Annotated in this window: 20 protein-coding genes; 10 read left to right on the top strand and 10 right to left on the bottom strand. The window is 73.5% G+C overall.

What is annotated here, in order from left to right:
- Positions 1–2: 2 nt before the first annotated feature.
- The 5 genes from ACFPZJ_RS13900 to ACFPZJ_RS13880 form a co-directional block, all read right to left on the bottom strand.
- A complete protein-coding gene (locus tag ACFPZJ_RS13900) occupies positions 3–716 on the bottom strand; it encodes a response regulator transcription factor (protein ID WP_381021044.1) in 714 nt (237 codons plus the stop codon).
- Positions 717–940: 224 nt separating this feature from the next.
- Positions 941–1,876: a Dyp-type peroxidase gene (locus ACFPZJ_RS13895; RefSeq protein ID WP_381021043.1), complete on the bottom strand. Its 936-nt coding sequence runs from the start codon at positions 1,874–1,876 to the stop codon at positions 941–943.
- A gap of 109 nt (positions 1,877–1,985) precedes the next feature.
- Positions 1,986–2,192, bottom strand: coding sequence for a hypothetical protein (locus ACFPZJ_RS13890; RefSeq protein ID WP_381021042.1), 207 nt, complete (start codon positions 2,190–2,192; stop codon positions 1,986–1,988).
- Complete coding sequence (locus tag ACFPZJ_RS13885) at positions 2,189–5,278, bottom strand: SpoIIE family protein phosphatase (RefSeq protein ID WP_381021041.1); 3,090 nt, start codon at positions 5,276–5,278, stop codon at positions 2,189–2,191. The genes ACFPZJ_RS13890 and ACFPZJ_RS13885 overlap by 4 nt, the downstream gene beginning before the upstream one ends.
- A gap of 130 nt (positions 5,279–5,408) precedes the next feature.
- Positions 5,409–5,639, bottom strand: coding sequence for a hypothetical protein (locus tag ACFPZJ_RS13880; RefSeq protein WP_381021039.1), 231 nt, complete (start codon positions 5,637–5,639; stop codon positions 5,409–5,411).
- 232 nt (positions 5,640–5,871) lie between these two features.
- Between ACFPZJ_RS13880 and ACFPZJ_RS13875 the strand changes: the two genes are divergently transcribed.
- Positions 5,872–8,739, top strand: a complete 2,868-nt coding sequence (locus ACFPZJ_RS13875; RefSeq protein ID WP_381021038.1) for an ABC transporter substrate-binding protein — start codon at positions 5,872–5,874, stop codon at positions 8,737–8,739.
- Between the two features lie 145 nt (positions 8,740–8,884).
- Here the strand turns inward: ACFPZJ_RS13875 and ACFPZJ_RS13870 are convergent, their stop codons facing one another.
- A complete protein-coding gene (locus ACFPZJ_RS13870; RefSeq protein ID WP_381021036.1) occupies positions 8,885–9,574 on the bottom strand; it encodes a hemerythrin domain-containing protein in 690 nt (229 codons plus the stop codon).
- Positions 9,575–9,855: 281 nt separating this feature from the next.
- On the opposite strand from ACFPZJ_RS13870, the gene ACFPZJ_RS13865 reads away from it, so the two are divergent.
- A complete protein-coding gene (locus ACFPZJ_RS13865; RefSeq protein ID WP_381021034.1) occupies positions 9,856–10,851 on the top strand; it encodes a lysylphosphatidylglycerol synthase transmembrane domain-containing protein in 996 nt (331 codons plus the stop codon).
- A 42-nt stretch (positions 10,852–10,893) separates the two neighbouring features.
- Here the strand turns inward: ACFPZJ_RS13865 and msrB are convergent, their stop codons facing one another.
- From msrB to ACFPZJ_RS13845, 4 genes are all read right to left on the bottom strand, one after another.
- Complete coding sequence (gene msrB, locus ACFPZJ_RS13860) at positions 10,894–11,301, bottom strand: peptide-methionine (R)-S-oxide reductase MsrB (protein ID WP_381021033.1); 408 nt, start codon at positions 11,299–11,301, stop codon at positions 10,894–10,896.
- Between the two features lie 14 nt (positions 11,302–11,315).
- Positions 11,316–12,704, bottom strand: a complete 1,389-nt coding sequence (gene murC, locus ACFPZJ_RS13855) for a UDP-N-acetylmuramate--L-alanine ligase (protein ID WP_381021031.1) — start codon at positions 12,702–12,704, stop codon at positions 11,316–11,318.
- A gap of 69 nt (positions 12,705–12,773) precedes the next feature.
- Positions 12,774–13,247 carry an indole-3-glycerol phosphate synthase gene (locus tag ACFPZJ_RS13850; RefSeq protein ID WP_381021030.1) on the bottom strand — a complete coding sequence of 158 codons (474 nt, stop codon included), beginning with the start codon at positions 13,245–13,247 and terminating at the stop codon, positions 12,774–12,776.
- Positions 13,248–13,511: 264 nt separating this feature from the next.
- A complete protein-coding gene (locus ACFPZJ_RS13845; RefSeq protein WP_381021028.1) occupies positions 13,512–14,363 on the bottom strand; it encodes a pyrimidine reductase family protein in 852 nt (283 codons plus the stop codon).
- A 37-nt stretch (positions 14,364–14,400) separates the two neighbouring features.
- Between ACFPZJ_RS13845 and zapE the strand changes: the two genes are divergently transcribed.
- The 8 genes from zapE (at position 14,401) to ACFPZJ_RS13805 (ending at position 23,365) form a co-directional block, all read left to right on the top strand.
- Positions 14,401–15,498: a cell division protein ZapE gene (gene zapE / locus ACFPZJ_RS13840; RefSeq protein WP_381021027.1), complete on the top strand. Its 1,098-nt coding sequence runs from the start codon at positions 14,401–14,403 to the stop codon at positions 15,496–15,498.
- Between the two features lie 214 nt (positions 15,499–15,712).
- Positions 15,713–16,108 (top strand): hypothetical protein, encoded by a 396-nt coding sequence (locus ACFPZJ_RS13835; protein WP_381021025.1) that lies wholly within the window; start codon positions 15,713–15,715, stop codon positions 16,106–16,108.
- 79 nt (positions 16,109–16,187) lie between these two features.
- Positions 16,188–16,769, top strand: a complete 582-nt coding sequence (locus ACFPZJ_RS13830; RefSeq protein WP_381021024.1) for a carbonic anhydrase — start codon at positions 16,188–16,190, stop codon at positions 16,767–16,769.
- Positions 16,770–16,783: 14 nt separating this feature from the next.
- Positions 16,784–18,277: a SulP family inorganic anion transporter gene (locus ACFPZJ_RS13825; protein WP_381021023.1), complete on the top strand. Its 1,494-nt coding sequence runs from the start codon at positions 16,784–16,786 to the stop codon at positions 18,275–18,277.
- 163 nt (positions 18,278–18,440) lie between these two features.
- Entirely contained in the window at positions 18,441–19,271 is an 831-nt protein-coding gene (locus ACFPZJ_RS13820; RefSeq protein WP_381021021.1) for a slipin family protein, read from the top strand.
- A gap of 90 nt (positions 19,272–19,361) precedes the next feature.
- Complete coding sequence (locus ACFPZJ_RS13815; protein ID WP_381021020.1) at positions 19,362–20,744, top strand: PhoX family protein; 1,383 nt, start codon at positions 19,362–19,364, stop codon at positions 20,742–20,744.
- A 168-nt stretch (positions 20,745–20,912) separates the two neighbouring features.
- Complete coding sequence (locus ACFPZJ_RS13810) at positions 20,913–22,430, top strand: FAD-dependent oxidoreductase (protein WP_381021018.1); 1,518 nt, start codon at positions 20,913–20,915, stop codon at positions 22,428–22,430.
- A gap of 71 nt (positions 22,431–22,501) precedes the next feature.
- Positions 22,502–23,365: a polysaccharide deacetylase family protein gene (locus tag ACFPZJ_RS13805; RefSeq protein WP_381021017.1), complete on the top strand. Its 864-nt coding sequence runs from the start codon at positions 22,502–22,504 to the stop codon at positions 23,363–23,365.
- Positions 23,366–23,367: the final 2 nt, after the last annotated feature.

Below are 23,367 nucleotides of genomic sequence, written 5' to 3'. Positions count from 1 at the left end.
CCTCACTCCTCGCCGGAGGCGGGGTCGAAACGGTAGCCGACGCCCCACACCGTCTGGATGAGGCGGGGGCGGGCCGGGTCGTCCTCGACCTTGCCGCGCAGACGGCGGACGTGGACGGTGACGGTCGACAGGTCGCCGAAGTCCCAGCCCCACACCGCGTGCATCAGCTCCTCCCGGCTGAAGGCGCGGCCCGGGTTGCGCAGGAAGAAGGCGAGGAGGTCGAACTCGCGGATGGTGAGGGCGAGTTCACTACCGCGCTTGAGGGCGCGGCGGGCCGCCGGGTCCAGTGCGAGCCCGGCGGCGTGGAGCGTCCCCGGGGGCGGGGCGGGGAGGGTGCGGCGCAGCACGGACTCGACGCGCAGGACGAGTTCGCGGGGGCTGAACGGCTTGGTGACGTAGTCGTCGGCGCCGACCTCCAGACCGAGGATCCGGTCGTCCTCGTCGCCGCGCGCGGTGAGCATGATGACCGGTACGGGCCCGTGGCCGCGCATCCGCCGGCAGACCTCCAGCCCGTCCATGCCGGGCAGCATCAGGTCGAGGACGACCAGGTCCGGCCAGTGCGCGGCGGCCCGGGCGAGGGCGTCGGGGCCGTCGCCGGCCCGGTCCACGACGTATCCGGCCCGGTCGAGGTACCCGGAGACGACTTCGGCGACGGTGGGGTCGTCGTCGACGACGAGGACCCGGGCCCCGGCCTGCGGCTGCGACTGCTGCTCCATGCCGCCAGCCTCGCACTCCGTGCCCGCCCCCGCCGCCGCCGGGCTGCGACGTCCTCGTTTCGTAAGGAGCGGAAGTCCTCTACGCCCACCTGCTGCCGCCTGCTGCCGACCGGCGGGTGAGCAGGCCGGCCCGTGAGCATGCGGGTCGGTGAGCACACCGGCCGGGCGTCGTCCCCCGCCGCCGAGGCACCGTTCGATCGGCCCGCTCGCGCCCGTCCGCCCGGTCACCTCGCCCAGGACTCCAGGAAACCCGCCGACGGGACGAAGAACAGGTTCCCGGTCACGGCCCGCGAGTAGTCCAGCAGCGGGTCGGGGCCGCCGTCCGGCCCGCCGAGGAACATCCGGCGCAGCATCGTCTCGGGCACCTCGGGCGTGCGGGCGTAGGCGACGAAGTAGGTGCCGAACTCCCCGTGCCCGGGCCGGCCGAACGGCATCGCGGAGCGCAGGATCTCCTGCTCGGTGCCGTCCGGGCCGGTGACGGTGTTGACGTCCTTGTGGGAGCCCGGCACGTCGAGTTCGAGGTTGGTCAGCTTCGTGCGGCCGATCACCTTCTCCTGCGCCTCCACGGCGAGCGCCTCCCACGCCTCCACGTCGTGCAGGTACTTCTGCACCAGCGCGTAGCTGCCGCCCCAAAAGCCGGGATCCTCCGGGCCGACCAGCGCGGCCTCGGCGGCGGCCGGTCCGACGGGGTTCTCGGTGCCGTCGACGAAGCCGAGGAGGTTGCGCGAGTCGAAGTAGGAGAACGCCTGCACCTCGTCCCGCACGGTCACCCTGGCGTCCAGCCGCCGCACGAGTTCGGCGGCCAGCGCGAAGCACAGATCGGGCCGGGCGGCCTTGATGTGGAAGAACAGGTCGCCCGGGGTGGCCGGGGCGAGGTGCCGGGGCCCGGCCAGTTCCCGGAAGGGACGCAGCCGGGCGGGGCGCGGATGGCCGAACAGCCGGTCCCACGCCCCGGACCCCACCCCGGCGACGCAGCACAGCCCGCCGTCGGGGCTGGGGAATCCGACGGCCCGCACCAGCCCCGCGAGGGAGCCGAGCACCTCCCGTACGGCGGGCTCCCCGCCCGGTTCGATCGTGGCGACCAGGAACATCGCGATGGACGACGGCTGACCCAGCACGGGCTGCGGCAGCGACTCGTCCGACGGCACCGGCGACGCCATGGGCTTCCCCTCCCCTGTCCGACCGACCCCGGCGGACGCCGTCGCCCCCCCCGGGGGTCCGGCGTCCGCCCTTCTCACGATGCCCAGCGAACGGGCGCGCGGAACTCCGTCACGAGGACGGCGGTGCGTCCCGGAACTCGTACGCCGCCGGCGTCTCGGCGCCCCGGGGGCGCGGGCCGTCCACCCGGTGCAGGACGCGCGCTCCGGCGGAAGCGGCAGCCCGGCCGCGCCGGCGACGGTGAGCGGGCCCACCCGGAGTGCTGAACTCGTCGTACGCCGCCCCGGCCGCCTCGCGGTCCGCTCGGGTCGGCTTCACGGCAGTGGCTGCTCCGTCCAGATGACCTTGCCGTCGGGGGTGTGGCGGGTCCCCCAGCGGTCGGTGAGCTGGGCGACGAGGAACAGGCCGCGGCCGCCCTCGTCCTCGGTGCGGGCGCGGCGCAGCCGGGGCGAGGTGCCGCTGCCGTCGGAGACCTCGCAGATCAGCGTGCGGTCGCGCAGCAGCCGCAGCTGGACCGGGCCGGTAGCGTGGCGGATGGCGTTGGTGACCAGCTCGCTGGCGACGAGTTCGGTGGTGAAGGCGAGTTCCTCCAGGCCCCAGGCGGCCAGCTGCTCGGTGACGGCCGCGCGGGAGCGGGAGACGACCGCCGGGTCGCTGGGCAGGTCCCACTGCGCCACCTGGTCCGGCCCGAGCGTGCGGGTACGGGCGACGAGCAGGGCCACGTCGTCGCCCGGGTGGGCCGGCAGCAGCGCGTCGAGGACGGCCTCGCAGGTCTCCTCCGGCGCCCCGTCGGCGCACTCCAGGACGGAGCGCAGCTCTTCCATGCCGCTGTCGATGTCCCGTATCCGGTCCTCGACCAGGCCGTCGGTGTACAGCACGAGCCGGCTGCCCTCCGGCAGTTCCAGCTCGACCGTCTCGAACGGCATGCCGCCGAGCCCCAGCGGCGGCGCGGAGGGCAGGTCGACGAACCGCACGGTGCAGTCGGGTGAGACGACCGCGGGCAGGGGGTGCCCGGCGCGGGTGAGGGTGCAGCGCCGGGACACCGGATCGTAGACGGCGTACAGACACGTCGCTCCGACGATGCCGGAGTCGGGGGTGTTCTCCACCGCCCAGCCCTCGCCCCGGTCGAGCCGGCCGACCAGGTCGTCCAGGTGGGTGAGCAGGTCGTCCGGGGGCAGGTCCAGGGAGCAGAAGTTGTGCACGGCGGTGCGCAGCCGGCCCATGGTGGCGGCGGCGTGCAGACCGTGGCCGACGACGTCGCCCACGACCAGCGCCACCCGGCAGCCGGACAGCGGGATGACGTCGAACCAGTCGCCGCCCACGCCGGCCTGCGCGGGCAGGTACCGGTAGGCGACCTCGACGGCGCTCTGCTCGGGCAGGCCGCGCGGCAGCAGGCTGCGCTGGAGGGCGAGGGCGGTGTTGTGCTCGCGGGTGTAGCGGCGGGCGTTGTCGATGCAGATCGCCGCGCGGCCGACCAGCTCTTGCGCGAGCGAGAGGTCGTCGTCCTCGAACGGGGTGGGCTTCGCCGAGCGGTAGAAGCTGACCACGCCGAGGGTCGTACCGCGGGCCCGCATCGGCACCGTGATCAAGGAGTGGATCCCCGTCGCCAGCACCCGCTCCAGCCGCGCCGGGTCCTGGGCGATCCAGCCGCGGGCCCGGGACAGCACGGGTTCCAGCACCGACTCCCTGCTCTCCAGGCTGCGGGCCTGCGGGGTGGACGGCACGTACTCGACCGTCGCCCCGACCTCGTACAGCTGGGACCCGTCGTGGACGGCGCCCAGGGCGACGCGGCGCAGCGGGGTCCCGGCGCCGAGCGTCCCGGGCTCCTCGCCGCGCAGCACCGCGTCGGGCAGGTCGACGGCGGTGAAGTCGGCGAACCGGGGGACGGTGACGTCGGCCAGTTCCTCGGCGGTGCGGGTGACGTCGAGGGTGGTGCCGATCCGGACGCCGGCGTCGTGCAGCAGCTCCAGGCGCTTGCGGGCCAGGACGGCCAGCCGCCCGACGCCCGGCTCGCCCACGAGCAGCAGTCGGCTCTCGACACCGCCGTCACCGTCGTCCCCTTCGGTGACCCCGTCGGTGGCGGGGTGCGGGGCCGGCTCCGGCTCGGCCGTGCCGGGCGTCGGTACGAGGGTGCGGAGGGCGGCGGGCGGCGCTCCGCCCGGCATCGGGACCGCCGGGGGCGGCGACGGCGCGAGGGGGATGGCCAGGGGCGGCGCGGGCTCGGCCGGCGCGGTGACGGCCGGAGGCTCGGTCACCGCGTGCAGGGCCGGGCGGGGCCGCGTCGGCGTGTTGGCCGAGGGCGGCGCGTCGGAGGACGGCCCGCCGGCCGGGCTCGGGGCATCCGCCGGGGACGGCCCGCCTGCCGAACCCGGCACATTCGCCGAAGCCGCCACGTTCAACGAGGACGGCGTGCCGGCCGAGGACGGTGCGGCCGTCCCGGTCTGCGAGCCGGCGCTGTCCGGCGGGACCGCCGCCACGTGCCGCAGGCGCGGCCCGCCGAGGATGCGCACCTCGACGGCCACGCCCAGCTCGCCGCCCGGTCCCCTGACCTGGCGGCGCAACAGGGTTGCGGCCCGGCCGCCGGGCAGGGCGACCTCGTCCAGGGTGAGGTGCGGCGAGGCGATGAGTTCCTCGGCCTTCTCCCGCAGCACGGCCAGGTCGATCCGGCTGAGGGGGGTGCCGCCTTCGTCGGCCGCCAGGGGCACGGGCTGCCGCGGCCAGCCGCGCGAGTCGCCGCCGGCCCGCCGGTAGGCGGCGAGGAGCGCCCGCTCGCGTTCCGTGGCCTGTTCCAGCAGCCGCGCCTCGATGGTCCGGGCGGCTTCGCGGACCAGCCGGACCATGGCCGGATCGCCGTCCCCGCGCAGACAGGTCAGGTCGAGGATCGCCTCGATCCGGCCGCTGAGAGGGTCGCGTACGGGCGCGCCCGCGCAGGCGAAGGGCTGGAGGGCGTCGGCGAAGTGCTCCCGGCCGACGACGAGGACGGGTCCGCGTTCGGCCAGCGCGGTGCCGACGCCGTTGGTGCCGGCGACCGGTTCGGAGGCGTCGAAGCCCGGGGCGAACCGCACCGCGTCGAGGCGCTGGTTGAGCTGCCGGTCCCCGCCGAGCCGCTGGACCATGCGGCCCTGACCGTCGCACAGCGCGATCGTCATGCCCGCGCCGGCGAGCGAGCCGGTCAGGCCCCTGAGCACGGGGTCGGCCGCCCGCAGGAACCGGTCGTCCAGTGCCAGGCCGGGGGTGTAGGGGAGCAGTACCTGGTGTGGTTCGAGCCCCACGGACCGGCACCGCTTCCAGGAGTCGAGCACCGCGGCCCGTACGTCCGCGTCGACGCGCGCACCGGCCAGGAATCGTTCGTGGGCATCGACGAGGCCGCCGATGTCGTCCCAGGCGACGGTCACCGGGATCACTTCCCTCGCCCGCAGGCGGACCCGTCGCGCGCCGCCGTCCGGCTCGCCCTCCGGGGAGGCCTCCGGGCGATTTCACCCTAGCCCCTGTGTGACGTGCATCACAACATCACCCAGGGCAGGTGGCCCGGCCTCAGCGTTCGTCGGCCTCGCCGTCGTTCCAGTCGTACGGTCCGCCGCCGCGCCACTCGATCAGCTCCGGGTCGTCGACGGCCGTGTCCACGGCGGGCAGGCCGGCGCTGTGCAGCAGTTCCAGCACGTCGAAGAGACCGTGCGCGGTGCCCACGGCCTCGCCGCGGATCGTCACCCGCCGTCCGCCACCCGACTCCGGCGGGAACACGATCACGGGGGGAGATCGGTCCATACCCCCACCATGCGCTGACCCGGCCCGCCCCGCCAGCCGTCCGCACCCGCCCCGCGGACCGGCGACGGGCTTTCGGAAGCGGGTGCGACGAAACGTTCGACGAAGTTCCTCCGTCATCCTCTCCCACCTCACCGGCACCCGTTAGCCTCGTAAGTCACCGACGGTGAACGGGGGTTGGCCCATGGTGAACACTGATCGCACGCCACCGGACTGTCCCGGGGGCCATGACGGGATGCCGGAGACCGGCGCCGCGGTCCATCTCCAGGATCAGCTGGAGATCCTCATCCAGGACTTCCGGCACACGAGCGAGCCGCCGATGCCGGTGTTCGTCGTGCACGCGCAGGACGACGCGGACGACGACGCCGTGGCCGCGCTGGTCCGGCAGCTGCACGCGGGCCAGGAGGCGCACGGCACGCGGTGCGCGGTGACGCAGGAGGAGTACGAGGGCGACACGGAGGTCCGCAGGGCCGCGGCGATGGTGCGTGCTCTGAGTGACCCCAAGAGGTGGGGCGGCCCGCACGCGGTCTACCGGCGGTACGCGTTCCCGCGGCTGCGGCTGGTGCACGCCATCGACGACGCCGTCACGGAACTCGGCGAGACCTGGCCGGCGGCCGTCCCCGGCCGCCCCGAAGCCGGACAGGACCAGCGGCAGCGGCTCCTCGACCAGCTGGCCCGCCAGCGCTGGCGCCCGAAGGGCACCGGTCGCTGGCGCTCGGGTCTGCCGCTGTTCGACATGGCGCACATCCTGCCGGCGAGTCTCGTGACCGTGCTCGCCGCGCTCCTCGCCCGCAGCGACTGGTACGTGGCGGTGGCCGCCGGCCTCGCCTTCCTGCTGCTGCTGACGGTCCTCAACTACGTCCTGCCAGGGCGGGCGCCGATCTTCCTGTGGCTGCGCCGGGAGAGCCGCTGGTTCATGACCACCACCTTCCTGCGGGCCGCGGACCAGGAGGACTCGACCGAGGTCTCGCTGCTGCGCCCCGTGCGGTCCTGGAAGGCGATCGCGGCCCGGGCGTACGACGTGGCCGAGGCGCTCAAGGCGGGCGGCGACTTCCACCTGCAGTTGTGCGTGCTGGCCCTGCGGGAGGACCTGCGGGACAACCACCGCCGCTGGAGCTGGGACCTGCGCGGCTTCAAACGGCCGCGCCCGCCGATGCTGTTCCTGCCCCACGCCGACGAGCGCAACGGCGGCATCGAACTCATCCGGGCCGTCAGCGACGTCCGCAGCCGGCGCAGCGAACTCGACCCGCTGCTCGTCGTGGCCGCGGTGCGCGCGGACGACGTGCAGCGCCTGGAGCGCAGCGTGGTCCGGGCGGACCCCGAGCCGGACCCCGCGCTGCGCAGCCGGTTCAGCGACCGGCTGCGCGTCTGGTACCGGGAATGGGCCCGCAACCTGCGCGCCGAGCAGTCACCCAGCCGGGAGCGGGCCGTCCTGCCCTGGGTGATGAAGATCCCGCTGCCGCACGACCAGCTCGGGACGGTCGAGGCCCGGCACCGGCATCTGCGGGCCTCCACCCGGCCGACCCTGGCCCGCCTGGTGTGGGCCCTGCACAGCCTGGTCCTGGTGGCCGCCCTGCTGACCGCGGGCGCCGTCCTGCAGGCCGACCGGCTGCACGACCGGTACTGCTCGGCGTCCGTGCTGACCGCCAACCGGGACACCCGGCGCGAGACGACACCCGACGGCCACACGGAGTGCATCGGCATAGCGACGGGCGACGTCCGCTTCGCCGACTGGCTGCCCGAGGCCGACGCCGGCGCCGACGCCATGACGCTCGCCGCCGACGAGAAGCCGTGGACCGTGGCCGAGTTGGAGGACCGGATCGCCCGGCAGAACGAGGACGTCCTCGCCCACCACACCGGGCGGTACGTCACCGTCGTCTACGCCGGCCCGCTCAGCGCCGACCCGGATGCGGGTTCCTCCCTGGTCAAGGGCGCCGAGGAGCTGGCGGGCGTGTACCTGGCGCAGGCCGTCATCAACGAGAACTCCAGCGTGAAGCTGCGCGTCCTGCTCGCCAACGGCGGCGTGGACCTGGGCCACCAGAAGCAGATGGCCGAGGAGATCGCCGCGTACGCCGCCGACGACCCGACCGTGGTCGGCGTCGTCGGCACCGGCCGCGACCTGAAGACGAGCCGGGTGACGACCCGCATCCTGATGAGGGCGGAACTGCCCGTCGTCTCCGGCACCAACTCCGCCACCTACCTGCCCCGCGAGTACCCCAACTGGTTCAGCCTGGCCGCCACCGACGAGTGGCAGACCGAGCAACTGGGGCTGATAGCGGCCCAGCTGCGCACCCCGGGCACGCCGCAGTACGCCCTCGTCCTCGCCCGCGACACCGCGAACACCGACGACCGGTACACCGACGAACAGGCGCACTACGGCCGGCGGATGCTGGAGCGGCAGGGGTTCACCGTGCTGGAGCGGCGCCGCTACAGGCTGACCGGCGGCAGACCCGAGCTGCGCTCGCACGCCCACGAGATCTGCCGGGGCGGCCGGGTGCCCTCGGTGATCTACTTCGCCGGCCGGGTCGAGGACGTCGATCCCCTGATGACCCAGCTGGGCACCGAACCGGGCTGTGCGGGCCGGCCGTTGGCCATCCTCACCGGCGACGACCTGTCCAAGGCGGACTTCACAGGCGGCGGCGACGCCGTCGCGCCGAAGGTCACCCTGTACCACGCGGTCCTCGCCGAGCTGGAGAGCGCCGCCAAGAAGACGGCCTTCTACGTGGATGCCGCCAGACACCTGCCGGGCCTGAAGGGACAGCGCCTGCGGTACGACAGTTCCGCCCTGGCCAGCGGCCAGACCGCCCTGGCACACGACGCGACCCGCGCCCTGTACTGGGCGGCCAGCCGCGACGACCGGCCCCAGAGCCGCGCCGCGACCTGGGTGAACCTGCGCAGCGTCAAGATCGAGGGCATGGCCACCGGCACCATCGACTTCACCAGGGCCCCGCTGTACGGCGACCGCACCGGCCACAGCATCGCCCTCAAGGAGGTCCGCCGCACGGCTGACGGCGATTCCGAGACCCGTGTGGTGTGCAGCCGCTCCGCCGGTGACACGACACCGCTCACGCGGAAGGAGTGCGGGATCACGCGATCTCGGTGAGACGGATCCGCCCGGTCGCGCATCCGCAACAGGGGAGGCGTCGGCGGCACAGCCGGCGAAGTCGCGCCACCGTGCCGCTGAGAGGTACCCGCAGGCCCGGCCGGGTGGGGAGGCCGGTCTCACCCGGCCGGGCGGTCGCGGGGGTTCAGCGCTTCCTGCGGCCCTTGGCGCCCTGGGCCTTGTTCACCTGCCGGGCCAGTTCCTCCTTGGTCATCGAGGACCTGCCCTCGATGCCGAGCTCCCGGGCCTTCTCGTACAGCTCCGCCCGGGTACCGCCGGCCGGGGTCTCCGCGCGGGTACCGCCGGCCTTGGTGCCCCGGCCGCCGCCGGTCCTGGCCGCGCCCGCGCTCCGCTGCCGGCGCTTGGCGGTCGTACCGCCGTCGACGGCCGCGAGCGGCCGCCCCGCCAGTGCCCGGGCCCGCCGGGTCGCGAACTGCAGCCCCAGTTCCCGCAGCCGGTCGGAGTCGACGGCCTCGCTGAGCGCGGGCAGGATCTCGTTCTCCTCCTCCTCGACGTGGTGCAGCACGGCGTCGACCCACTCGTTCAGCGCGCGGTCGAACTCCTCGCTCTCCCAGTTCATCTCCAGCAGATGCTTCCCGAGGTCCTCGGCCTGGTGGTGCTCTTCGGCGGCGTGCTCGGCCTCCGCCTTCTCGCCGGCCTCCTTGGCCACGGCCGGGTACACCCGGTCCTCCTCGGCCTCGCTGTGCGCCTCCAGCATCGCCACGGCCAGGGGGAGCGCCAGCGGCCGGGAGCTCCTGTCCTCCTGCATCATGTCGAACAGGCGCTTGAGCTCACGGTGGTCGGTGGTGACCAGGGTGATGAGATCGTCAGCCATGGCAGACCTCTTCTCTCTCACACGGTGGGCGGTTCCCCGCCTGAACGGTTCCCCCTCCTTCGCCCCACCGGGTTTCCGCGCCGGACGGACTGATGCGTCGGCAGGGACGGAATGTGTCGCCGGAGGCGCCTCGAAGGATCGTCGTCCCTTGCCGGGCGACGCCTCTTAGGCTCCTGGACACCGCGCCGTCATACCGGACGGGCACCTTTCCCGCGTCCCCTCGCCGCCGGTATCCGTCCGCCCCGTCCCCGGGGGCGTGACGCGGAAGGACGACGTACGCCGTGTCCCTGGTCCCGCTCGCCCCCCGCGCCCGCTCGCTCCCCGCCTCCGTCCGCTCCCCCGGCGCCGCCCGCCTCGCCCGCCGGGCGCTCGCGCTGCTTCCGCTGCTGCTGGTCGGGGCGTGGGCCGCGGCCGACTGGCGCACCGTCCGGGACGGCACCGCCCGGCTGGCCTCCGCCGACCCCTGGTGGCTGCTCGCGGGGCTGTTCTACACCTGCCTGGGCTGGGTGGCCGCCGCCTGCGCCCGCCAGGGGGCCCTGCCGGAACGGCTTCCGCCCGGGCTGCTGCTGGCCTCGCAGTTCGCCGCCGGGGCCGCGAACCATGTGCTGCCGGCGAGCATCGGCGCCCACGCGGTGACTCTGCGCTTCCTGCAGGGCCGCGGCATCCCGCTGGCCCGGGCCACGGCGTCCCTGGCCCTGTACTCCCTGGTCAAGCCGCTCGCCAAGGTGCCGTTGCTGCTGTTCTTCCTCGCGGCGTTCCCGGACGTCCTGCGGTTCGGCGACCTCCTGCCCGACCGGCGGACGCTGCTGACGGTCGCCGGGGGCGTCGCGCTGGCCCTGGTCGCAGCCGCGCTGCTGGTGACACTCGTCCGTCCGCTGCGCCGCCCGCTGTCGGACCTGTCCCGCACCGCCCTGACGGACGTACGGCTCCTGCACAGCCGCCCCAGCCGTGTGCTCGCCCTGTGGGGCGGGTGCGCCGCCGCCCCGGTCCTCCAGGCGTGCGTCATCCACGCGGTCGGCGCCGCGGTCGGTCTGCCGCTGACCTGGCCGCAGGTGGCCTTCGCCTTCCTGGCCGCCGGCACCGCGGCCGGCGCCGTGCCGGCCCCCGGCGGCATCGGTCCGGTGGACGCGGCGATGGTCCTCGCCCTGGCCGCGTACGGCGCGCCGCTGCACCTGGCCACGGCGACCCTCATCGGCTACCGCGTGCTGACGGTGTGGCTCCCCCTGCTGCCCGGGGCGCTGGTGCTGTCGGCGCTGGTGCGGCGGAAGGTGTTGTAAGCCCTGCCCAGGCGGTGAGCCGGCCTCGGCGGTGCGCCCGCCTCAGCCCTCGTCGGGCGTCAGCCGCAGCGCGATGCTGTTGATGCAGTAGCGCTGGTCCGTGGGCGTGGGGTACCCCTCGCCCTCGAAGACGTGCCCGAGATGCGAGCCGCACCGTGCGCAGCGCACCTCGGTGCGCACCATGCCGTGGGAGCGGTCCTCCAGGAGCTCCACGGCGTCGGAGTCCTTGGGGTCGTAGAAGGACGGCCAGCCGCAGTGCGACTCGAACTTGGTGTCGGACCTGAAGAGTTCGGCGCCGCAGGCACGGCAGGAGTACACGCCCGTGGTCTTGGTGTTCGTGTACTCACCGGTGAAGGCGGGTTCCGTGGCGGCCTGGCGCAGCACGGCGTACTCGGCCGGGCTCAGCTCCGCGCGCCACTGCTCGTCCGGCTTCTCGACGTCGTACGGCATGAGCCTCACGTCCCTCACTTCGACAGGCGGTCCAGAATGCGCGGGCCGAGGTCGGTGACATCGCCCGCGCCCATCGTGAGAACGAGATCGCCCGCCCTCGCCATTCCCGCGACGACCTCGGGGACCTCGGCCTTGTCGTGCACCGGTGTCACGTCCGCGCCGGCCGCCCGGGCCGCCTCGATGATCATGTCACTGGTCACTCCGGGGATCGGGTCCTCGCGGGCCGGGTAGATGTCCAGCACCACCGAGGCGTCCGCCAGCGCCAGGGACAGACCCATCTCCTTGCCCAGCTCCTGGGTGCGGGAGAACAGATGCGGCTGGAAGACGACCAGGATCCGGGAGTCGCCGGCGGCCGCGCGCATCGCCTCCAGGTCGGCCGTCATCTCGGTCGGGTGGTGCGCGTAGGAGTCGATGACCTGCACACCGGCCGCCTCGCCCTTGAGCTGCAGGCGCCGCTTCACACCGGTGTACGCGGCCAGGGCCGGGGCCAGCTCCGCCGCCGGGACGCCGAGGGCGACACCGGCCGCGAGGGCGGCGACCGCGTTGTGCGCGTAGTGGCGGCCGGGGACGGAGACGGCGAAGGTGAGCTCCTGCCCGTCCAGGACCACGGTGACCTGGCTCTTCAGGCCCTGCGGGACGACGGACAGGATACGCACGTCGGCGTCCGGTGCCTCGCCGTACGTCACGGTGCGCACCGAGCCGGCCAGTCGCCGGGTCAGCTCCCGCGCGCCCTCGTGGTCGGCGGCGATCACCAGCGTGCCACCGGGCACGATCCTGCCGGCGAAGGTCTCGAAGGACTCGTAGATCTCGTCCATCGAGGCGTAGTTGGCGTGGTGATCCAGCTCGACGTTGAGGACGATCGCCACCTCGGGCGCGTACTTGTGGAAGCTGCGGTCCGACTCGTCGGCCTCGGCGACGAAGATCTCGCCCTCGCCGTGGTGGGCGTTGGAGCCGGGCGCGTCCAGGTCGCCGCCGATCGCGTACGACGGGTTCAGGCCGAGCGCGCTCAGCGACACCGCCAGCATCGACGTCGTGGTCGTCTTGCCGTGCGTGCCCGCCACCGCGATCGGGCGCAGGCCCGCCATCAGCGCGGCGAGCGCGTCGGAGCGGTGCACCACCGGGATGCCCAGCTCGGCCGCGCGGGCCAGCTCCGGGTTGTCCTGGCGGATCGCCGAGGACACCACGACGCAGGAGGCGTCGTCGGCGAGGTGGTCCGCCGCGTGCCCGATGTGCACGGTGGCGCCGAGCGCGCGCAGCGCCTCGGCGGTCGCCGACTCCTTGGCGTCGCTGCCCGCCACCTTCGCCCCGCGCTGGGCGAGGATCTTCGCGATGCCCGACATCCCGGCGCCGCCGATGCCGATGAAGTGCGGTCGGTCCATGGCGGTAGGAAGGCCGGGTGCCATGCGCGTTTCTCCCAGATTCGACTCAGGCGTACGACGGTGGGCGGCCTCTGCCGAGGGCGCCGCCCAAGCCTATGCCTTGCTGTGGGAGAACAGTTTCAGCACCGGCACCCCCACCTTGTGCCGGGCCCGCGAGGCCCAGTCGCGGTGGAAGAACTCCTCCACGTAGTGGGGGTCGGTCAGGACGATCACCTCGTCGGCGTCGACCTCCTCCACCAGGGACTTCAGCGCGTCCAGCGGATGGTCCTCGATGAGGCGGCCCCCGGCCTGGCTGCCGGAGGCGCGCAGGGCGGCGAGCGACACCTCCAGAGCCCGCTGGCCGACGCTCAGCGCCTCCTCGCCCTCCGGTGTCTCGCCTTCGCGGACGGCCTCGTCGAGCTCGCCGAGGGCCACGTCGTCGATGGCCCGCAGCAGACGGTCCGCCTGCTCGCCGCGTGGCTGGAGCAGCACGTGGAAGGAGACCGGCTCGTCCCCGTGCAAGGTGGTGACGAACTCCACGTCGGCGGACGTGAGGGCCTTCTCGATCATCAGTACGCTTGTGAACACCAGGCGCCCCTTCTCCCTACGGGGGCCGTCGGCCCCCTCGTCCTGTCCTGCGTGGGCCGTACCGGACCAGGCCCTGCGGAAACCATCCTGCCCCGTGATCGCACGGGTAGACCGCATTCAGTGTGCCCGGCCGGACGGTAAACGGAACGGCACATTCCGCCGATTACCGGACCTGCGGGCCACCGAGCCCTCTCCGGCCGGAACCCCGGACGGCAGCCCGGCCCACGGAGGTCCTGGCCGGATCTCGACGGTCCCCCACCGATGTCAGGCCCGCCGGTACCGGGTGAACAGGAAGCCGTCCTCCTCCAGCATCGACACCAGCGCGAAACGCTGCGGCACCGTGACCGCGGGCCCCCCGGCGATGCGCTGCGCGTCGCCCGCCGTGAGCATCGGGGAGACGGTGAGGCACAGCTCGTCCAGCACACCGGACGCGACCATCTGGCCCAGCAGCCGCGGGCCGCCCTCCGTCAGCAGCCGGGTGTGACCGAGCTCGGCGAGGGCCCGTACGGCACGGACCGGGTCCACACCGACGCCGTCGCCGGCGATCACCACACGGGCGCCCGCGGCCTCGGCGGCCGCGGCGCGGTCCGGGGCGGCCGCGGCGCCCGTGAGGACCAGCGTGGGCACCAGGGGCGAGGTGAACAGCGGGAGCGAGAAGTCGAGGTCCAGGCTGGCGGTGACGACGGCGATCGCCGGCGCCGGGCCCTGTCCGGCGGCCTCACGCATCGGCGTGAACTCGGCGCGCGCACGTGCCGGGCGGTAGCCCTCCTGCCGCACCGTTTCCGCGCCGACGACCACGACGTCCGCCAGCGCCCGCAGCGTGCCGAAGATCCGCATGTCGGCCGCGCTGGAGATGGGCTGCGACCGCCCCTCGTGCTGGGCGGCCCCGTCCAGCGTCGCGACCATGTTCGCGCGCAGCCAGGGCTCCCGGCCGCCGGCCGCGGCCTGCGGATAGGCGTACGCGGCGGCCAGCTCGGCCAGACTCCACTCCCGCGCGGCGCGGTCCGCCACTGCGGGCGTCCCGGCGTCCGGGACCCCACCGGGCCGCTCGGCTCCCGGCGTCCCGCCCGGGGCGGGAGCTGCTGTTTCGTCGGTCACAGGGAACAGGCGTCGCATGCCGTGCAGTGTTCCACGCGCCGTAGCATGGGGAACCGTGTCCTCTTCCACAGCCGCTTCCGGAACCGGCCCCGTGACCGACGCGGCCCCGCTGTCCCTGTGCGCCCGTGAGCCGCACGTCCCCGCGGACCGGCTGGTGGCCGAAATGGTGCCGCCGCCGCGGTTCGACTCGGTGCGCTTCAGCACGTACATACCGGACCCGAACCAGCCGAGCCAGAGCGAGGCCGTCCGAGTCCTGGAGGGCTTCGCGGCGGGGCTGGGCGGCGCCCCGGACGCCGGCAGGCGCAGGCTGTTCGGTTTCGGCAAGGCGGCGAAGAAGGCCCCCGCCGGCCCCCGCGGCGTCTACCTCGACGGCGGCTACGGCGTCGGCAAGACCCACCTGCTGGCCTCCCTCTGGCACGCCACCCCGGCCGAGCCCGAGCGGAAGGCGTTCGGCACCTTCGTCGAGCTGACGAACCTCGTCGGCGCCCTCGGCTTCCAGCAGACCGTCCAGACCCTCTCCGGCCACCGTCTGCTCTGCATCGACGAGTTCGAACTCGACGATCCCGGCGACACCGTCCTCGTCTCCACCCTGCTCGGCAAGCTCGTGGACGCGGGCGTCGCGCTCGCCGCCACCTCCAACACCCTGCCGGGCAAGCTCGGTGAGGGCCGGTTCGCCGCGGCCGACTTCCTCCGCGAGATCCAGGGCCTGTCGGCCCACTTCCGCACGCTGCGCATCGACGGCGAGGACTACCGCCACCGGGGCCTGCCCGAGGCGCCGCCGCCGTTCTCCGACGCGCAGGTCACGAAGGCCGCGCACGCCACCGAGGGCGCCTCCCTCGACGACTTCGCGCACCTGCTGGAGCACCTGGCCCGGGTGCACCCGAGCCGGTACGGCGCCCTGACGGACGGGATCAGGGCGGTCTGCCTCACCGGTGTGCGGCCGGTTCCCGACCAGTCGACGGCCCTCAGGCTCGTCGTCCTCGCCGACCGGCTCTACGACCGGGAGGTGCCCGTCCTCGCCTCGGGCCTGCCCTTCGACCGGTTGTTCAGCGAGGAGATGCTGAAGGGCGGCTACCGCAAGAAGTACTTCCGCGCGATCTCCCGCCTGACCGCGCTCGCCCGCGACGCGGGGCGGCTCGCCGGCACCGAGTAAACCGCCGCCCCGAGTGGCCCGCCCCCACTAGTCGATCAACAACCGCGATACAAGGGCCACTTCGCGCCAACCACCCTGCCGTTTTCAGGCTCTCTTCAGCTTGAAACGTTAAGTTAACCCTGCGAACGGCCTTGCAGGGTTAACGTGTTTCTTGACCAGCCGTTGACCAACCGTTGGCGCGAAGCAGAGGCGACAACCGCCTGAAGGGGGGCCCATGTTCCGAGGTACGACGACCCGGACCGTGACGTCGCTCCTCGCCGGCGTCCTGCTCGCCCTCCAGTTCTTCGCACCGACAGCTTCGTTCGCATCCGCGCATACGGTCCGTCATATAGAGGCCAAGGCTCAACCCGGAACCAAGCCCTCCGGGAAAGCGCTGCGCGATGAGATGGTCACCTGCCGGACCGCCGGACGCCACGGGGACCCGACCGGTCCCCTGCGCACGCGCGACCGGTTCCACACCGCCGACCACGCCACCGGAGCGTCCGAACGCCCCGCGCTGAAGCAGAGCCCGGCCGTCCCGGAACCCATCACGTCCGGCGTGGCGCACCACCGCACCTCGAGATGGTCGGCAGCCCACACTCCGGCCGCACTCCAGGTCTTCCGCTGCTGAGGAACAGAGCAGTACCCCCCCACCTCTGTCATGCAAGCCCGACGCGCCCCCACAGCGCGCCAGGAGGAGTCACCACATCATGCAACCCCTCATCGACAACGCCCGCACGTTCGGACAGCGCCCTGAGGAGTTCGCTCACCTCGCCGAGGGTCAGTCCCCCGACGTCCTGTTCATCACCTGCGCCGACTCCCGGGTCGTTCCGGCGCTGATCACGGGCGCCCGCCCCGGCGAGCTCTTCGAGCTGCGCACCGCGGGCAACATCGTCCCCCCGTACGCCTCCGGACACCCCACCAGCGAGGCGGCCACCATCGAGTACGCGGTGGAGGTGCTCGGGGTGAAGGACATCGTGGTCTGCGGCCACTCCCACTGCGGTGCCATCGGCGCACTGGTGCGCGGTGACGACCTCACCGCCGTGCCGGCCGTGCGCGACTGGCTGACGAACGCCGCCGACGAGCCCAAGTGCTCCGACACGGCCGACCCGACGGTCGCCGAGGCCGTCCAGAACCACGTCCTCGCGCAGTTGCTGCGGCTGCGTTCCTACCCGTGCGTCGAAAAGCGCCTGGAGTCGGGTGAACTGCGGCTGCACGGCTGGTACTACGAGGTCCACACGGGCATCGTGCGGGAACACCGCGCGGAGTCCGACACCTTCGAGACGCTCTGAGGGGACTGGAGACCATGTTGTCGAAGTTCCCTTACCTGAGGCAGGACTTCCTCGCCTCGATCGTCGTCTTCCTGGTCGCCGTGCCGCTGTGCGTCGGCGTGGCGGTCGCTTCCGGTGTCCCGGCCGAACTCGGCCTGATCACCGGCATCGTGGGCGGCATCGTCACCGGGCTCATGCCCGGCAGCAGCCTTCAGGTGTCGGGGCCGGCCGCCGGTCTGACGGTGCTGGTCTTCGAAGCCGTCAGCGAGTTCGGCGTGGCCACGCTCGGCGTGATCGTGCTGATGGCCGGTCTGCTCCAGCTCGCCATGGGCTTCTTGAAGATCGGCCGCTGGTTCCGGGCGATCTCCGTCTCCGTCGTCGAGGGCATGCTCTGCGGTATCGGCCTGGTGATCATCGCCGGGCAGATCTACGCGGCGGCCGGCCTGAAGGCACCGGACACCGGGATCGGCAAGATCGTGGGACTGCCCGGGGCGTTCGCGGACGCGCTCGGCAGCACCGAGGCCCTGGCCTCCCTCGCGGTCGGCGCGGGCACCGTCGCCGTCGTCGTGCTGTGGACGAGGATGCCGAAGGCGGTCCGGTCCGTGCCGGGCGCCCTCGCGGCGGTGGTCCTGGCCACGGGTGCCTCCCTCGCCTTCAGCCTGCCGGTCGCCACCGTCCAGGTGGAGGGTCTGCTCGGCGTCGTCCAGCCGCCCGGGTCCGAGGCCCTCGGCGAGCTGGCCGGGCCGGCCATCTGGGGCACGATCGTCGCGTTCGCGCTGATCGCCTCGGCGGAGAGCCTGTTCAGCGCGGCGGCCGTGGACCGACTGCACGACGGTCCGCGCACCGAGTACAACAAGGAGATGATCGCCCAGGGCGCGGGCAACACCGTGTGCGGTCTGCTCGGCGCGCTGCCGATGACCGCGGTGATCGTGCGCAGCTCCGCGAACGTCAACGCGGGCGCGAAGACGAAGGCCTCGCGCGTGCTGCACGGTGTGTGGCTGCTGCTGTTCGCCGCCGCGATGCCGTGGGCCCTGGCGCTGATCCCGATTCCCGCGCTCGCCGGCATCCTGGTGCACGCGGGCTGGAAGCTGATCCCGTTCCGCCAGCTCGCGGCGCTGTGGCGCAGTCACAAGGGCGAGGCGTTCATCCTCGTCGTCACGGCCGTGTCGATCGTCGCGGTGAACATGTTCGAGGGTGTCCTGATCGGTCTGGCCCTGGCTGTCGTCAAGACCGCCTGGGAGGCCTCGCACGTCAAGCTGGAGGTCATAGACAAGGGCGCCGGTCCGATCCAGGCGTACCTGTCGGGCAACGCGACCTTCCTCAGGCTGCCGAAGATCCTCGACAGCCTGGAGGCGCTGCCGCAGGACCGTCCGGTGGAGCTGGACCTGTCCGGCCTGCACCACCTGGACCACGCCTGCCGTACGGCGCTGGAGAGCTGGGCCGAACGGCACAGCGCGGTCGGGACGGAGCCCGTGCGGGTCACCGAACCGGTGACGGCCCGAACGGCCGAGAAGGTCACGGCGGCCTAGGCACCCGCGACCCGTCCGTGCCGTGAGGCCCGGGGCGTACACCGCCCCGGGCCTCACGCACGTCCGGGCCCGGGGCCCCGGCTCCTGGCATGGCCCCGGACCGGATGCCGGGCATATCGTTACAGGGAGCACACCCATCGGACCTCTGGACGGGGAGGTCGTCATGCTCCAGGAGCTGCTGGCGGCGGCCGCGGCGACCGGTTCCGCGGGCCTGCTGTACGTGGCCTCGGCGGCGCGGATCGTCAAGCAGTACGAGCGCGGGGTGGTCTTCCGGCTCGGCCGTCTGCACGGCGACGTGCGCCGGCCCGGATTCAACCTCGTCGTCCCCGGCGTGGACCGGCTGCGCAAGGTGAACATGCAGATCGTGACCATGCCGGTGCCCGCCCAGGAGGGCATCACGCGCGACAACGTGACCGTGCGGGTCGACGCGGTGGTGTACTTCAAGGTCGTGGACCCGGCGGCCGCGATCGTCAACGTCGAGGACTACCGCTTCGCCGTCTCGCAGATGGCGCAGACCTCGCTGCGCTCGATCATCGGCAAGAGCGAGCTGGACGACCTGCTGTCCAACCGGGAGAAGCTCAACCAGGGCCTGGAGCTGATGATCGACAGCCCGGCCGTGGAGTGGGGCGTGACCATCGACCGCGTGGAGATCAAGGACGTGTCCCTGCCGGACACCATGAAGCGCTCCATGGCCCGCCAGGCCGAGGCCGACCGCGAGCGGCGAGCCCGGCTGATCAACGCCGACGCCGAGTACCAGGCCTCGAAGAAGCTGGCCCAGGCCGCCCACCAGATGGCGGACACGCCGTCCGCGCTCCAGCTGCGGCTGCTGCAGACGGTGATGGCGGTGGCGGCGGAGAAGAACTCCACGCTCGTGCTGCCCATCCCGGTGGAGCTGCTGCGCTTCCTGGAGAAGGGCGGGCAGCCGCCGGCGGAGCGCTCCGCCGAGGCGGTCGAGGACGCCGACGAGAAGGTGCCGCGCGCCGTCGAGCAGTGACACGTGCTACGCGCGTGGTTCCCGCGGCTCGCACCAGGTGATAGACACAGCGGGGTCACCGTCCCTGTCCGCCAGCAGGAAGGTCGCTCCATGTCCGAAACCGGTCGCTCCGCGACGCGACGTCAGGTGCTCGCCCGTTCCGGCGCCTTGGGCATCGGCATCGCGTTCGCCGGATCCCTGTCCGAACTCTTCGCGGGCACCGCCGCCGCCCGCAACCTGGGCCACACCGGGTACGGCCCGCTCGTACCGGACCCCGACGGGCTCCTCGATCTGCCGAAAGGTTTCCGCTACCGGGTGCTGTCCCGTGAGGGCGACCCACTCCGCTCCGGCGAGGGCCGGGTCCCCTCCAACCACGACGGCATGGCCGCCTTCGCGGGCAGAGGCGGCCGAGTCCACCTGGTCCGCAACCACGAGAACCGCGCCAACGGCAGGATCCCGGTCCCGGTGGTCGAGGGCCTCACCTACGACCCGGCGGCCAAGGGCGGCTGCACGGCCCTGACGCTGGACTCCCGCGACAACGTCCTGTCGGAACGGGTCGCCATCGCCGGTACGGCCGTCAACTGCGCGGGTGGGCCTACTCCTTGGGGCACCTGGCTGACCTGCGAGGAGACCGAGGACAAGGCGGGCACGGCCGGCTACGCCAAGGACCACGGCTTCATCTTCGAGGTCGACCCGGCCGACCCGCGCCGCTCCGGAGCCGTGCCGCTGACCGCGATGGGCCGCTTCCAGCACGAGGCGATCGCCGTCGACCCCCAGCGGGGCGTGGTCTACGAGACCGAGGACGCCTTCCAGAAGCCGTTCGGCCTCTTCTACCGGTTCCTGCCGAACAAGCCGCTGGGCGGGCTCGGTTCGCTGCGCGCGGGCGGCCGACTGCAGGCGATGCGGGTGCCGGGCGTGCCCGACCTGTCCACGATCCAGGAGACGGGCGCCTGCTTCGACGGCGTCGAGTGGGTGGACGTGCCGGACCCGCAGGCGGCCCGAACCCCCATCCGACTGCAGGACTTCGGCCCGAAGGGCATCACGCACGCGCAGAAGCTGGAGGGCTGCTACTGGGGCGGGCGCAGCGTGTACTTCGTGTCGTCCTTCGCGCGCAGCGCGGAGGGCTCCGCGGCCGACCACTACGGGCAGATCTGGCGGTACGACCCGGACCGGCGCCGGCTGACCCTGGTGATCGTCTTCGGCCCGGACACGGACGTGCAGCTGCCGGGCGAGTCACCGGACAACATCTGCCTGGCCCCGAGCGGCGGCCTGATGGTCTGCGAGGACGGTGACGGCGCCCAGCACGTCTACGGCGTGACCAGGCGCGGCGAGGTGTACGCGATGGCCCGCAACCGGCAGAACATCGGCACGCCCGACGCGCCGGAGTGGGGCGAGTTCGCCGGCGTCACCTTCTCGCCCGACGGCGAGACGATGTACGTCAACTGCTACGCGCCCGGGACGACGTTCGCGGTGACGGGCCCCTGGCGCCGCTAGCCGGAGCCGCCGGGCGCGCCGGGGCGCCGGGTCCGTGCACCCGGCGCGCCGGCGCGTCACCGGGTTGAAGCACCCCGGCGCCCCGGCGCGTCACCGACCGGGCGGTCGGCAGGTGCGGGGGCGGCGCCTGGGACACTGAACGCCGCCCGCCGGGGTACTCGGCGAGCCATGAGCGACAAGCAGCAGGTCAAAGGCTCCTACTGGCTGGACACGGCACCCGACGGGCAGCACCCCGCCCTGACGGAGGACGTGCACGTCGACGTGGCCGTGATCGGCGCCGGCATCGCCGGGCTGTGCACGGCGTGGGAGCTGGCGCGGGCCGGGCGGAGCGTGGCGGTGCTGGAGGCCGGGCGGGTCGCGGCCGGTGTCACCGGGCACACCACCGCCAAGGTCACCGCGCTGCATTCGCTGATCTACGACAAGCTGCGGCGCACCCGGGGCGAGGAGGGCGCGCGACTGTACGCCCGTTCGCAGTCCGAGGCGATCGAGCACGCGGCGGCGGTCGTCGAGGAGCTCGGCATCGACTGCGAGTGGGAGCCGAGGAGCGCGTACACCTACGTCTGCGACGCGGGCCGGGTGGACGAGCTGCGGGCCGAGGCGCGGGCGGCCCGGGAGGCGGGGCTGCCGGCCTCGTTCGTGACGGAGACCGGGCTGCCCTTCCCGGTGGCGGGAGCGGTCGAGGTCACCGGGCAGGCGCAGTTCCACCCGCGCAAGTACTTGCTGGCCCTCGCCGCCGACCTGGTCGCGCGCGGCGGGCGGATCTTCGAGGACACCACGGTCCTCGGCCTGGACGAGGGCGAGCCGTGCCGGCTGTCGACGGCGACCGGGGCGACGGTGACGGCCCAGGACGTCGTGGTCGCCACGCACTACCCGATCTTCGACCGGGCGCTGCTGTTCACCCGGCTCTCCCCGCGCCGGGAGCTGGTCGTCGCCGGCCCCGTCCCCGCCGACCGGGACCCGCACGGCATGTACATCACGCCCGACGAGGGCACGCGCTCGGTGCGGACGGCGCCCCTGGACGGGGACCGGCGTCTGCTGATCGTCACCGGGGAGCACTTCACGCCCGGCACGGGCGACACGCGTGCCCGTTTCGACCGCCTCACCGCCTGGGCCACCGACCACTTCCCCGACCTGCGGGTCACCCACCGCTGGGCCACACAGGACAACGACCCCACCGACACCGTGCCGATGGTCGGCCCGCTGCACCCGGGCGCCCGGAACACCTACGTCGCCACCGGCTTCGCCGGCTGGGGCATGAGCGGCGGCGTGATGGCGAGCCTGCTGCTCACCGCGCAGATCACGGGCCGGGCGTGCGCGTGGAGCGAGCTGTACGACCCGCGCCGGCTGCGGCCCCAGGTGCGCGAGGCCCCGTCGTTCCTGAAGACCCAGGCGAAGGTCGCCGGCCACTTCGTCGGCGACCGGCTGCGCCCCTCGCCGCCGGTGGAGTCCCTGCCGCCCGGGGAGGGCGCCGTCGTCCGGGTCGACGGCCACCGTCTCGCGGTCTACCGGGACGACGCCGGCGCCCTGCACGCCGTGTCCGCCCGCTGCACCCACCTGGGCTGCCTGGTCTCCTTCAACGGGGCCGAGAAGGCCTGGGAGTGCCCCTGCCACGGCTCCCGCTTCGACACCGACGGCAAGGTCATCCAGGGCCCGGCCACGCGCCCGCTGGAGCGGCGGGACATCTGACCGGGTGACTCCCCGGTCGCGTCACTCCTCACCGGCACGGACAGGAGGACCATTCCTCATATGGTCCTACGGTGATCACTCGGGTCCCCCGCGTCCTCGCCGTCCTGTCCGTCTGCGCCCTCGGCGCCACCCTCGCCTCCTGCGGCCCCGCCCCGGCCCCGCGGGAGACGCCCGGCGCGGCGCCGTCCGCGCGGCCGCCGTCCACCCCGCCGCCGTCCCGGCCGCCCACGCTCGCCCCCGGTCCGGCGGGCCTGACCCCCGTCTTCCACCACGGCCCCCGCGACCAGGGCCGCACCGTCGCGCTCACCTTCGACGCCGACATGACGGCCGACCAGGGGCCGCGAGCGGCGGCGGGCGAGCGGTTCGACCATCCGCGGCTGATCGCGACGCTGCGCGCGCTGAAGGTGCCGTCCACCGTGTTCATGACGGGCCGGTGGGCCGAGGAGTACCCGGACCAGGCCCGTTCCCTCGGGCGGGACCCGCTCTTCGAGGTGGCCAACCACTCGTACAGCCACTACGCGTTCACCGGTGACTGCTACGGCCTGCCGACCGTCCCCGAGGAACGGATGAGGGCGGACGTGGAGCGGGCCTACGCCGCGTTCCGCGAGGCCGGTGTGCCCGCTGCGATGCCGTACTTCCGCTTCCCCGGCGGCTGCTACGACCGGCGGGCGCTGCGGGCGCTGACCGCCACCGGTGTCACCGCCGTGCAGTGGGACGTGGTGAGCGGGGACGCGTTCGCGACGGACGCCGACGCGGTCGCCCGGCAGGTGCTGGACGGGGTGCGACCGGGCTCGGTGGTGGTGCTGCACTGCACGCGCAGCGCCGCCCCGGTCACGGAGCGGGCCGTACGGACGATCGTGCCCGAGCTGCGCCGGAAGGGCTTCCGGTTCGTGAAGGTCTCGGAGCTGATCGGGGCGGCGGGCGCGCGGCGCTGATC

Source organism: Streptomyces bullii (genome assembly GCF_042657145.1).
GTDB lineage: Bacteria > Actinomycetota > Actinomycetes > Streptomycetales > Streptomycetaceae > Streptomyces > Streptomyces bullii.
The sequence above is the reverse complement of the archived record's forward strand: the minus strand, read 5'-3'. Positions and strand labels throughout refer to the sequence as shown.